A 12,303-nucleotide genomic window follows, 5' to 3' on the forward strand; every position below is an offset into this window, starting at 1 on the left:
ACAAAAAAGAATCAGGTTTATCACCTGATTCTTTTGGCTCTTTGTCAAATAGTGTTGATGAAGAACCTAATGAAAAAAGAATCCAACAAAAATTGGACTACCTGTCTCCGGTTGAATACCGAAGACGGTAGCCCTAGGGTGTTTTTATTAAATTCTCACTTTTTGGGGTCAGTCCCTAAGCCTGATAGTAGTTTCTTGTTCATACTATTCCCCTTTAGTCATTTACTACTTTAAGTCCCATTGTTTTAGCTACTTCTTCTGCTTTTGATCCCTTAGGTGTATGAATTTCTACATCTGGGTTACAGTTATCTACAAAATAGAATATGTCTGTAATTTCTGTTACACTTGCTGGAATTGTAATGGATTTAATTGACTTTGTGCCCCAGAATACTAATGTTCCAATACTCTTTGTGCCTTCTGGGAAAGTTACTTCTTCAAGAGAACTACATCCATTGAAGATATCATCTTCTACTGTTTCTATTGACTTACCTAAGTATACATACTTTAGAGCACCATCAATCGCAAATGCAGCTTTCGATAGATAACGTACTGTATCTGGTAGAACGATTGCCTCACAGTTCTTTAGGTTTGCTAGACCACGTTCTCCAATTGCGATAACAGGTTTACCTTTGATTTCCTTTGGTACACGAACAACCTTGTCATCGGAAGTACAACTATAGATAACATAACCTTCTTGCCATTCATCATATGTGAAGTACTTTTCATCTGTCTCTGGGAAGTCTTTGAAGTTCTTCTCTGTTACTTCAGAGTTATTTGTTGTGGTATTTTTTGTTTCTATTGTAGAAGTACTTGTTGTGGTATTTTGTTTTGACTCCTTAGGTCCGCATCCTACTAAACCTGATAAGAGTACTGCTGCACATAAGCCTGATAATAGTTTCTTGTTCATTATTTCTCCTCCTAATATTTTATGAATATATTAATACCTATATGTTATAAGATGTAGATATTCTTGCTAATATCAAATATTTCTATTTAATCTTCCTATAAATATACGCATGTTAATATATTAATATCTTTAAGTATTTATAACTATAGTTCCTTAATTTTCCCAGTAAAAAACGAAAGGCACCACAAGTTATTTATATGTTTTCTTTAAACGATTCATGTACTTCTGTCGCAACTTCTCGCCCGTCTTTAATTGCGGTTGCGATAGATTGAGGACCTAAATATGCATCACCTGTTATTATTTATTTCTATTGTATTCTGATGTTGACCGAAAGTCAAATTTTTACCTTTCATCTAGAACACTAAAGTCTACTTTTGTTCAATTGCTGCAACGACAAGATCACATGGAATAATATGTTCACTACCTGCCACTTCATGCGTTAATCTTCTTCCACTTTCATCTGATTCACCAAGTTCCATTGTAATAACCTTTACACCAGTTACTTTCCCACTCTCATCACGCAATACTTCTTTAATATTCTCTAAGAAATGGAATGTAACACCTTCATTGTGTGCATCTTTGATTTGTAGTATAGCTTCTAGTATATTGTTCATATGGTCATCATCCTTTTGTTTTAGGTTTAGGCGCTTTTAATATAATGGATGTTGGCCTTTTTGTATACACTAAAATAGGGTTGGTGGAAAATTTCCATCAACCCTAAAAATTATAGAACCACACAAAACCCTGACCAGAGATGGTCAGGGTTTTGTATTTCAAAAATTATTCTGTAAATTCTATAGTTACTTTTACTTCAGAATCCATTGAAGAAAATATTGTTTTATAATAATTGATTGCAGATTCTTTAATTTCACTCTTAAATTTATCTAAATACTCTGCTTGTTTATCACTAGAAAGTTGGTTTGTGACCAATTTCCCAGTATCAACATCTTCTGTAGTCCCACTTAATAACTCTCCATGACTATCATATAAATCATAAGGATCATCTTTTGAAAGTTCAACACCAATTACTTCCAATTTTGGAACAATAACCTTATATTCTTTTTCGCTTATTTGTTCAACCTTTACACTACTTTTAATTCCAAATTTAGCGTTATAATTTAAAATTACTAATGCTGCTTTTTTAGAGAACGGCACATCAAACCCAAAAACTTGAGTTGTTTTTGTTTCAGAAATAATTTCATTAATTCCCGCATTCAAAAATACAACTTCATTCACTTTTTCAATACTTTCGATATTAATTGACGATTTGACTTCTGATTTATGTTCCTTAGGTAAGAAAAATAGCACTCCAATAGCTATAATAGCTATTAATACCAGATTCAATAGAACACTAAACTTATTAAATTTCTTCTTTAATATAGACAAGATAAAAAAACCTCACTTTAAATAATCTATCTAAATTTTACACATTCTAAAGAAAACAGTCAATATTTTTTCGTACTATCTTCTAAAATTAATTGTGCCTATTAAAAATGAAATTAGTTTGTTGCATTTGATTATATTTTTTGAACACCAAATCCATTTAAAATTGAGTGCTATTTTGAGCACTAAAAAAGGGCTCTTTGTCAAATAGTGTTGATGAAGAAATTTAGGAAGGGATTAAGCAACTAATTGTTGCTTAATTCCTTTTTGTTTTGGGCCAAACATTTTTGTTATTAAAATAATCCTATTTCTAAAATAGTAATAGTTTCTAAAGCCGTAGGCATTTCTTTTAAGCACTTTTATTTTATTGTTTATTCCTTCAATAGGGCCATTTGTTCTAGTTGGATACTCACAAGTATTTTGAATATATGGCAAGTAAGTCATAAGAGTCTTTAATACTATTTTTAAACCAGGAGATAGGTCTAATTGCGTAGCTGCTTCAATCGTTTCCTTGAATTCTATATAATCTCTATCCTGTATACATTCACGAGGTGAATGTACAACCACAACCTCATAATCATTTTTTAGAGATGGATTGTTTTCTAAGATATAATCTACGATTCCTTTACTTGTTATGAAGCTTTCAAAAAGCTTATAACGATTATATTTATAGTTCTGAAGTTCATTAGGGTTCTTTAAAATTAACTTCCAATAATGTTTTAACTTTCGATATAATTTAGGATTTTTATAACGATGCTGATTCATGACACGTACCCGAGTTCGATTTAATTCTCTATTTAAGGCTTGTACGATGTGAAAAGGATCAATGATAATTTTAGCGTTAGGAAACATTTCTTTTATTAATTGAATGTACGGTAAGTACATGTCGATTGAGATAGTTTTTACCTTTAATCTTGTCTTAGTCTCAAAACGATGAAAATATTGTTTTAAACTGTAAGATTTTCTATCACGTACAACATCGACCAGCTTGTGTGTAGTGCTATCACAAATAATGAAGCTCATATTACTATCGGAAGCTTTGACGGATTTAAATTCATTAAAACACAAATGTTCAGGGAAATCATGTAATGGTTTAATCGTTAATAATCGTGCTGTATCATCTATGATACGTCTTACAGTATGAACTGAAACATTTGATTCTTTTGAGATATATATTTCAGATACTGTTTCACTTATTTTTGCCTTAATTTCATTTTTTAATCGTTTCGAAATATGACAATGTTTTTCTACAATGCGACTAGCATCTGCGGTAAATGAAGAACTACATTCTCTACAGAGAAATCTTTGCTTGCGTAGATTTAAGTAGGCCGGAAGGCCTGAAACAGAACAGAGAGTGATACGAGAAGTTTTCGTTCCGTTTTTAACGATATTGTTATTTTGGCTAACACACCCACAAACAGTACAAAATTCTGGTTTATGCGTATATGTAGCTGAATAAAATAAAGATTTTCCCTTTTTAAATATCTTCTCTTGAACTTTATCATCCCAAATAATGTTTTTATCTTTGATTTGTAGTGTAGCTTCTAGTATATTGTTCATATGGTCATCATTCTTTTGTTTTAGGTTTAGGCGCTTTTAATATAATGGATGTTGGCCTTTTTGTATACACTAAAATAGGGTTGGTGGAAAATTTCCACCAACCCTAAAAATTATAGAAACATTCTTTTTATATCTCATTTATTCTGCCAAGGCACCCATTGGATCCCATGGTGCAAGGACGATTGGTTCTGCTTCGTAAGCAGCTCGTTCTTCTGCTGTTAGTAATTCCTTACGAACAACAATTTGGTAAGTGTATTCGTCCATCCAAGCATCTGAGGCAACAAAGTAACCATCTGCACCGACCTTGTCTCCCCATGAGTTTTCAACTTTCCACTTGATTGATTTCCCATTTTCATCCAAATCAACACCTGTCAAGACCATTGCGTGAGTCATCAAGCTTTCGCTGTAGTCCAAACGTCCTGCTTTGTCCTGAGTGAGTTGAATATCCATGCTTGATTCAAAATCATAAACATCAGTCGCAAGGATTCCGGCTTTACGGTTGCTGAGTTGGCCGACATCTGAACCAAACCATACAGTTTCTCCTGTCTGCATTTGGGCAATCGCCAATTCTTTCAGACGTTCCATCGGTACGTTGATGTAGCGAACTGCACGGCTACCAACGACATTTCCCAACATCTCAACTGTGTAAGATTTACCATAAGGTTTGTCAGCGGTTGGTGCATTGATCACAGAAACGTAGTCTTCTAGTGGAAGGTCGACATATTTCTTGTAAAATTCTTGTGGTGTGATGCCTTTTTCACTTTGGTAGTTGTTGTCCTTATCGCGATAAGCAAAGTCAAATTTACGTGGTGGAAGTCCTAGTGACATGGCAAGGAAATTAAAGATTTCTTGCAAGAGGTCTTCTTTCTTAGCTTGAACAGTCGCTTGATCTGCGCCAGAAGCCAAGAGATCACGCAAGATTTGAGCATCTTGACGAAGCAATTTATTAAGGATGGCATTGAGCTCACGGCTGCTGCTAGATGAGACAGACTCTGGATAAACAGACTTAGGTACAACACCGTATTTCTCAAAGAGAGAAACTACCATATCCCATTGTCCGCCATCTTGTTGTGGAGTTTGGAGTAGGAAGCTAACCTTGCGGCTGGTCAATTCTTGGTCAGCAGTCGCAATGACTTGCTCCAAGAACCAGTTAGATTTTTCATACTTGTCCCAGAAGAAGGTGTGAGCTTGTGACAATTCAAAGTTTTCAAGTTTGTATTGAGAGATGAGTTTGTGGCGGAAAGTATTGAGAGCCGCAAACATCCAGCAACGACCAGAAGCCTTCTGGTTCGTGACCTTGTCCTTAGTCAAGTCAAGCGAGAAAACAGGTGTATTGTCTACATGGCTTTGGCGACGCTCTAGGGCTGCAAAAATTCCATTGTGACTGGCAGCATTTTCGATAGCTTGGTATTTTACATTTGCTTCATAATTAGCAAATAATTTATCTGTAAATGATTCTTGAATCGCGTTCATAAAATCCTCCTTTTTTCTTACTGTCTATTATAACTCTTTTCACAAAGGAAGCAACCAAAAACTGAAAAAGGCAAAGATATTTTCCTCGCATTTTCCTAATATTTCATTATGCTGCTATCACTAGCTGACACTTTCAAGCAAAGCTTCTAGTTCTTCCTTGGTCAAACGACGCCATTCTCCACGTTTCAAATTTTCATCCAAGGTCAAAGTTCCCATGGTCAGACGTTGCAAGTCTACCACTTCCTTGCCACAATAGGCTACCATGCGTTTGACCTGGTGGAATTTGCCTTCTGCAATGGTCACACGAACCAGACTTTGATTCTTTTCTACATCCATAGACACAAGCTCCAGCTTGGCAGGTTGGCAGGTAAAGTCCTTGAGCGGAATGCCCTTGGCAAATGTCTCAATGTCTTCATCCGTCATGATTCCATTGACCAGCGCCAGATAAGTCTTATCCACATGACGTTTTGGTGAAAGAAGAGCATGAGCTAGCTTGCCATCATTGGTCAAGAGCAAGAGTCCATGCGTATCGATATCCAAGCGCCCTACTGGGAAAACTTCCTTGGCACGTGCATAGTCATCCATCAAATCCAAGACTGTCTTGTGTTTAGGATCTTCAGTTGCTGAAATAACCCCCTGGGGCTTGTTCATCATATAGTAAACAAACTCCTCGTACTCTAACTTTTGCCCGTCAAAACAAATCTCGTCCGTGTCTTCATTGATTTGCAACTTGGCAGACTTTGCTTTCTTGCCATTGACCGTCACGCGCCCAGTTTTTAGAAAGTTTTTGACCTCAGTCCGACTCCCAACAGCGCAGGCAACTAAATATTTATCTAATCTCATAGGGCTATTATATCATAAAAAGAGAGCGCCTTTCGCTCTCTTTTTCTTGTATTTGCTTTCCCGGATTTATTTTTTTATCATACTTTCTATTCCTTTGAAAAGAATATCTGAAATAGCTTCTGGATAGCTTTCATAGCCATTCTGTTCTGTTAGGGCATCAATGATATTTCTAATTTGCCCATCCAAGATAATGGTTACTGCAGGAACGAGTTCATCTGAACCTTCTTTTTTAAACATCTCTTGCATAATTGATACTTTGTTACTCATATTTACTCCAATCTTTTTTAAAAATTTTATTCATAGTACTCCACGAGACTTACTATTCCTTCTCACCTTCCGCAACCAAATCATAAGGGAAATACGGAAGTCCTTTATTAGTGAATCGTTAACTAAAGTAGTTTTTTAATAACTTTATTCCGTCTATGTACATTATTGACCACACAGATGTAGAGAATGAATAAGAGAACCGAATAAATCAGCAATCCTAAAAACTTTGCATAGACTAGGTAAACTATCAAGCAACCTATCAAACTGACACTACTAATAATATTAAATACGAAAGCAAGAGTTCCATTTTTCTTTGCTATTTCTAAAAATTCTGCGTACTCAATATCTGTAAACAATGCAGGATATAAGTCCAAGTCTTTGTCATAATAGTCAACTACAAATTTCCCTATGAGCAAGGAAAGACAGGAACATAGAATGAAGCTAGAATATTTGATAGTAGGGATATCAAAAATGGTTAAACCATTCAGCAATCGAATAATGGGGAGAGATAGCAAAGTGAGTCCAAGAGTATAGTAATGGTGATTCTTAGATGTTCTCTCGAGAATTGAAAAGTAAAGTTTCTTTTCTTTTAAGTCATAATAGACTATTTTGTTTTGATACAAGCCTAGATTAACTAGTTTCCTATTGTTTTTCATTCTTTTAGTCATTTTTCAACATCTCTTTCTCAAACCAATGGACTTCCATTTACTCTATTCTCAGAAAATCTCTAGCCTTACTTCTTATACTAGAGAAATCTTTGACCTTTGTCAACATTTCTCTGGTGTTTGCCCTTGTTTAGAACTATCCTTATCTCATGTTCACAACAAAAAAAGCCGCCTGATTGGGCGACTTAATTTTTTTATAGGGAGATTATTATGAAAAAGTTTTAGGAGTATAAGTTAAGTTCTTCTTAACTTATGAGATAAGTATACAGCTTCTATCTTAAAGTTTCCTTAAGTATTTTTAAATGTGAGATTTTTCCATTTTTCTCGCCAATTTTTCTTAGATAATCGCTGTTGATAAAGCTTCATCCGGTCTTCATTCTCTAAAAAATGGGGAGTTGGTGCAACCTGAAAGTTCAAAATATCCTCCAAACCATAAGGGGCAAAGAGCTCTAAAGTTGTGTCAGCATGCAAGCGAAGTCCTATCGCCGTACAACGTTCGGGATATTTACTCATAGCGTCACAGGAATTCGCATACGGTTCCGTATGGGGACTATGCTGATGCATATAGACTTGATTCTTCAACTCCCATTGATACTGAGGAAAATCCTCTCTCAACTTGTTTTCTATAGCCAGCGTTTCTTCATAACTCACCTCTGGGTCAAAGAAAATGACGTCCACATCCGTTTCACGGTCAAAGGCTGGTTTATCTGACAAGAGATTCCAGATAAAATTTCGGATCGAACCTGCTGCCAACCAGGAATCTTTCAACTCCAAGTCACGGATGATGGTCAAAATAGCCATCATGTCAGGATTTTCTCTGAAAGAGTCTAAAATTTCAGTCTCATTTTTCAATATATTCATACCCCAAATGCTCATAAGCCTTGGCTGTCGCGACCCGTCCTGAACGAGTTCGCATGATAAATCCTTTCTGGATCAGGTAAGGTTCATACATATCCTCTACTGTCTCACGCTCTTCGGCGATATTAACCGAAAGAGTTCCTAGACCGACAGGTCCGCCGCCATACATCTCAATCATAGTGCGAAGGATTTTTTGGTCTACATAGTCCAAACCTTCATGGTCTACATCCAGCATAGTCAAGGCCTTATCCGTAATCACATCATCAATCAAGCCATCGCCCATAATCTGAGCAAAGTCACGCACGCGCTTGAGAAGACGATTAGCAATACGAGGAGTTCCACGACTGCGTAAAGCTAACTCGGAAGCAGCTTCATGGGTAATTTCCATCTCAAAGATATCTGCCGTCCGCTCGACAATCTCTGTCAAGTCAGCATGGGTATAATATTCCATGTGGCCTGTAATCCCAAAACGGGCACGAAGAGGATTTGAAAGCATCCCAGCTCGTGTCGTTGCCCCAATCAAGGTAAATGGTGGCAAATCTAGATGAACACTACGGCTAGCTTCTCCTGCACCAATCATGATGTCAATGTAGAAGTCTTCCATGGCACTGTATAGCACCTCTTCTACCGACATAGGCAAGCGATGAATCTCATCAATAAAAAGAACATCTCCTGGCTCCAAGTCATTCAAAATCGCTACCAAATCACCGGCTTTTTCGATAACGGGACCAGACGTTTGCTTAAGATTGACTCCCAATTCATTGGCAATGACAAAAGCCATGGTCGTTTTCCCGAGACCTGGAGGGCCAAATAAAAGAACATGATCCAGCGCCTCATCACGCATTTTTGCTGCCTCGATAAAGATTTGAAGCTGATCCTTGACCTTGTCTTGTCCGATATATTCACGTAAATATTGGGGACGGAGGGTACGTTCTACCAACTCCTCATCACCCATGATTTCATTATCTAAAATTCTACTCATGTTCCTATTATAGCAAAAAACCAGCCTACAAACAAAAAAGCCACCTGATTTGGTGGCTTCTTTAGGGAGATTATTATGAAAAAGAAAAGTTTAGGATTTCTATTAAATAAAGTTAGGAGGTCTTTACTTAATGATTACATGATACATGAGTAAACTTAAAGTTAGCTTAAGGCTTTAAATTAATTACTAACAATTTTCTTGAACGGCTGTTTGACCTGCAATACGTCCAAAAGTAAAGATGTCCGTAAGCGAATTTCCTCCTAGACGGTTACCTGCATGGAGTCCTCCTGCGACCTCTCCGGCAGCATACAAACCAGGGATAATCTGACCTTGTTCATTCAAAACGTGTGTTGAAGTATCAATCTTGAGTCCACCCATTGTATGGTGAACAGCAGGTTTTCTTGGTGTTGCGTAGAACGGTGCGACCTCACACTTGAGATCGAAACTACCTTTATTAAATTCGGGGTCAAATCCTGCATCAACATAAGAGTTGTACTTCTTGATTGTATCTGCTAAAACTTGTGGATCAATACCAATCTGAACTGCCAATTCTTCTATCGTATCTGCACGGTAGAGAGTTCCTGCTTTGACTTGGGCATCGATTTTTTCTTGGCTAGTATTGTAGGCTGTTGCCTTGATGCGGTCATCCGCGATCAAGTAGAACAAACCTCCATTATCAATCGCTGCTTGAGATAACTTATCTCGGCTACCGTACTCATCCACAAATCGCTTCCCTTCAGTATTTACCATGATAAAGTTAGCTGGAGGAACTTGAAGTCCTGAGAAGAGAGCACCTGTCACTGGATCGGATACTGGCATCATTTGGCTAAAGCCCATACCCACTAGGTCAGCACCTACACTTTGACCCAAGACGATTCCATCCCCTGTTACGGCTGGTGTATTAGATGTGGCAATATCATCCGCAATTTCAGTCCAGTAGGTATTGTATTTTTGTAACATCTTGGTATTGGCACCAAATCCTCCAGAAGCTAGAACGACGGCATCTGCATGAACGATGATGGTTTGACCGTTTCGGCCTTCTGCTCTGACACCCTTGACAGCCCCTTCTTCTACAAGCAATTCTTTGACTGGAGAGTCCGTCAAAATCGTGCCTCCATTTTCTAGAACATATTTTTGTAGAACCGAGATAAAAGCATAACCCATTGGTTGAACCGGCTTATGACCACGACGCCAAAGGGCTCCAACTGGCATTGTGACTTCACTACGAACAAATTCAACACCGATATCTTCCAACCAGCGAACAGACTCTAAGGCTCGTTCGGTCAATACAGAAACCAAATCATATTGGCCATGAATTTCATGTCCTTGTAAATCTTTTCGTTTTCCACCGATATAGGTTTGGATACGGTAAAGTAAGGTAGAATCAAACAAATAGCTTGGATCTTGCAAATACTGCTCAATCTCAACCTTCAAGGCTCTAAAGTCCTCTAAATATTCTGAGTCAATCGTTGATTCATCTGTCGCAATCAATTCTTGAAGCGTATGTGCCTCACCTGGATGAGCTGCGAAGGTCCCTTGCCATGCTGGATCTGGCGCATTCATTGGGCCACCCGCACGAACAGTATTTCCTCCAATTGCTGGGAATTTCTCAACAACAATCGGCTTCTTACCAGCTTGCAAGACTGCAGCTGCTGCAGCTAAACCAGCTCCTCCGCCTCCGACGATGACAACATCTGCCTGATAAGTTTTATCCTCTTTATCCAAAGCAGATGGAGCTTTTGAACGTTTACGTAAAACATCTGGATTTGCACCCGCTTGTTTAACCGCACGCGCAACTCCGTCCAAGACACCATTTGAAGTCACAGAAGCTCCTGACACCGCATCAACATTTAAGGTTTGCCCCTCAATGATTTCTGCTGGAATACGGGTAAATACAACATCTGCAATACCTGAAGATTCTCCAGAAGAATCGATTTCAATTTTTTCAATACGGTCTTCAGAAACGGTGACGTCCATCGGTAATTTACCATTGTGACCTTCAGTTGTAACATGATAAGTTCCTGGTTCAAATCGGATTTCTTCAGGAAGGTTTAGTTGGTTTGCAACAGATACAAAGCGAAGGAAACGATAGAAACAGCTATCTAAGAAATCAACAGTTCGCTCATCAATCAAATCTCCATTTGTATCAAATGCTCGATGAGCACGACCAAGTAAAAATTCACTTCCTGGCATAACTGTGGCATTTACTCCAGGTGCATCAAGAATCTGACGAAGATGAAGTTGGGCACGCGAAGATCCTTGAACATCATAGGAAGCCCCTACAATCATGGTTGGTTTCCCATCTAGTGGATGAATGTTAAAAGACAACCATTCTAACAAACTATTTAAACTTGATGGGATTGTATGATTATGCTCAGGTGTCGCGATAATGACACCATCAGCTTCCGAAATCGCTTTGTTAAACTTCTGAATAACAGGTGTATCTGTTTGATCATCGGTTTCATTGAACATCGGTACATCGGTAATTTCTAAAATCTCAATATCCGCTTTTGTTGCAAAATGTCTTTGCATAAATTGCAACAAACTGCGGTTATAGGATTGTTTGGCATTGGTACCAACAATAGCTACTAATTTCATGGATTATTCTCCTTTCTTGAGATACTTATGCTTTTAACCATTCTTCCCAGATGAAAGATTTCTTACGATTTGTATCTTCTGGTTTGACTAAGGCTTTTGTTAGTTTAACAAAATTTTGGAATTCTGCAAAATGTTCTTCCAACTCTGCGACTTTTTCAGGATTGTTCAAATTATAGTCATCGTCCAACACCTGTTCAGAATGACCTAGGAAAAATTCTGTCCCTGGCATGACTCTTGCTTTTAGTTCAGGCGCATCAAGAATCTGACGCAAGTGCGCTTGGGCTCTAGATGTTCCAAGCAATCCAAGAGAAGCTCCGACAATCATCGTTGGTTTGTTGATCAAAGCGCGACTAGTATAGGCAATCCATTCCAAGGCTGAAGCCAAAGGTGCTGGTATCGTATGGTCATATTCAGGTGTTGAGATAATCACACCATCTGCAGCAAGGATTTTTTCTGAAAAAGCTTGAACTTCGGCAGGCGCTAGCTTGTCCTCAGGTTCGTTAAATGCTGGCAAGTGTTTGATTTCCAACACCTCAATATCGGCCTTATCTGAAAAATGCTTTTGCATAAATTTCAAAAGTTTCCGATTGGTTGAGCGGTCAGAGTTTGTTCCAACGATAGCAACTAATTTCATCTTGCTACCCCCTTTTTTGTTTTATTCACTTTCATTATACTACTTTAAATTATCTTCGACATTCATGACACTAAAACATTGTGTTATTCTATCAGTTTATCTTATCTTAGTATAACTTAGTGAAAAAATTAAC

Annotated in this window: 12 protein-coding genes; 1 reads left to right on the plus strand and 11 read right to left on the minus strand. The window is 37.8% G+C overall.

The genetic code is table 11. The features are described 5' to 3' along the window. Window positions 1-41 precede the first annotated feature (41 nt). Window positions 42-131 (plus strand): IS3 family transposase, encoded by a 90-nt coding sequence (locus tag QM419_RS06415; RefSeq protein ID WP_367400507.1) that lies wholly within the window; start codon window positions 42-44, stop codon window positions 129-131. A gap of 83 nt (window positions 132-214) precedes the next feature. Here the strand turns inward: QM419_RS06415 and QM419_RS06420 are convergent, their stop codons facing one another. From QM419_RS06420 to QM419_RS06470, 11 genes are all read right to left on the minus strand, one after another. Beyond that, on the minus strand, window positions 215-907 hold the full coding sequence (locus QM419_RS06420) for a leucine-rich repeat domain-containing protein (protein ID WP_263394322.1): 693 nt from the start codon (window positions 905-907) through the stop codon (window positions 215-217). A gap of 368 nt (window positions 908-1,275) precedes the next feature. After that, window positions 1,276-1,521, minus strand: coding sequence for a hypothetical protein (locus QM419_RS06425; RefSeq protein ID WP_004250643.1), 246 nt, complete (start codon window positions 1,519-1,521; stop codon window positions 1,276-1,278). Between the two features lie 166 nt (window positions 1,522-1,687). Continuing rightward, window positions 1,688-2,293, minus strand: coding sequence for a DUF4230 domain-containing protein (locus QM419_RS06430; protein ID WP_004250641.1), 606 nt, complete (start codon window positions 2,291-2,293; stop codon window positions 1,688-1,690). Window positions 2,294-2,527: 234 nt separating this feature from the next. Next, window positions 2,528-3,850 (minus strand): ISL3 family transposase, encoded by a 1,323-nt coding sequence (locus QM419_RS06435; protein WP_414278257.1) that lies wholly within the window; start codon window positions 3,848-3,850, stop codon window positions 2,528-2,530. 138 nt (window positions 3,851-3,988) lie between these two features. After that, a complete protein-coding gene (pepC, locus tag QM419_RS06440) occupies window positions 3,989-5,323 on the minus strand; it encodes an aminopeptidase C (protein WP_414278258.1) in 1,335 nt (444 codons plus the stop codon). Window positions 5,324-5,443: 120 nt separating this feature from the next. Then, window positions 5,444-6,166, minus strand: coding sequence for a pseudouridine synthase (locus tag QM419_RS06445; RefSeq protein ID WP_414278259.1), 723 nt, complete (start codon window positions 6,164-6,166; stop codon window positions 5,444-5,446). A gap of 66 nt (window positions 6,167-6,232) precedes the next feature. After that, window positions 6,233-6,433 (minus strand): hypothetical protein, encoded by a 201-nt coding sequence (locus QM419_RS06450; RefSeq protein WP_414259758.1) that lies wholly within the window; start codon window positions 6,431-6,433, stop codon window positions 6,233-6,235. Between the two features lie 953 nt (window positions 6,434-7,386). Continuing rightward, window positions 7,387-7,959: a nucleotidyltransferase family protein gene (locus QM419_RS06455; protein ID WP_414259759.1), complete on the minus strand. Its 573-nt coding sequence runs from the start codon at window positions 7,957-7,959 to the stop codon at window positions 7,387-7,389. Continuing rightward, the gene (ruvB, locus tag QM419_RS06460) at window positions 7,940-8,938 is read right to left on the minus strand and encodes a Holliday junction branch migration DNA helicase RuvB (RefSeq protein ID WP_006153029.1); all 999 of its coding nucleotides are present in this window, start codon (window positions 8,936-8,938) and stop codon (window positions 7,940-7,942) included. The genes QM419_RS06455 and ruvB overlap by 20 nt, the downstream gene beginning before the upstream one ends. A gap of 186 nt (window positions 8,939-9,124) precedes the next feature. Further along, window positions 9,125-11,536: a flavocytochrome c gene (locus QM419_RS06465; RefSeq protein WP_414278260.1), complete on the minus strand. Its 2,412-nt coding sequence runs from the start codon at window positions 11,534-11,536 to the stop codon at window positions 9,125-9,127. 25 nt (window positions 11,537-11,561) lie between these two features. Continuing rightward, window positions 11,562-12,170, minus strand: a complete 609-nt coding sequence (locus QM419_RS06470) for an NADPH-dependent FMN reductase (RefSeq protein WP_414278261.1) — start codon at window positions 12,168-12,170, stop codon at window positions 11,562-11,564. Between the last annotated feature and the right edge of the window lie 133 nt (window positions 12,171-12,303).

Origin of the sequence: Streptococcus infantis (genome assembly GCF_047464715.1) — a bacterium.
Taxonomy (GTDB): domain Bacteria; phylum Bacillota; class Bacilli; order Lactobacillales; family Streptococcaceae; genus Streptococcus; species Streptococcus infantis_S.

Excerpts from the sequence above, each read along its gene's own strand:
- QM419_RS06420 (WP_263394322.1), bottom strand. The coding sequence starts at position 907 with ATGAACAAGAAACTATTATCAGGCTTATGTGCAGCAGTACTCTTATCA.
- QM419_RS06425 (WP_004250643.1), bottom strand. The coding sequence starts at position 1,521 with ATGAACAATATACTAGAAGCTATACTACAAATCAAAGATGCACACAAT.
- QM419_RS06435 (WP_414278257.1), bottom strand. The coding sequence starts at position 3,850 with ATGAACAATATACTAGAAGCTACACTACAAATCAAAGATAAAAACATT.
- pepC (WP_414278258.1), bottom strand. The coding sequence starts at position 5,323 with ATGAACGCGATTCAAGAATCATTTACAGATAAATTATTTGCTAATTAT.
- QM419_RS06445 (WP_414278259.1), bottom strand. The coding sequence starts at position 6,166 with ATGAGATTAGATAAATATTTAGTTGCCTGCGCTGTTGGGAGTCGGACT.
- QM419_RS06450 (WP_414259758.1), bottom strand. The coding sequence starts at position 6,433 with ATGAGTAACAAAGTATCAATTATGCAAGAGATGTTTAAAAAAGAAGGT.
- QM419_RS06455 (WP_414259759.1), bottom strand. The coding sequence starts at position 7,959 with ATGAATATATTGAAAAATGAGACTGAAATTTTAGACTCTTTCAGAGAA.
- ruvB (WP_006153029.1), bottom strand. The coding sequence starts at position 8,938 with ATGAGTAGAATTTTAGATAATGAAATCATGGGTGATGAGGAGTTGGTA.
- QM419_RS06465 (WP_414278260.1), bottom strand. The coding sequence starts at position 11,536 with ATGAAATTAGTAGCTATTGTTGGTACCAATGCCAAACAATCCTATAAC.
- QM419_RS06470 (WP_414278261.1), bottom strand. The coding sequence starts at position 12,170 with ATGAAATTAGTTGCTATCGTTGGAACAAACTCTGACCGCTCAACCAAT.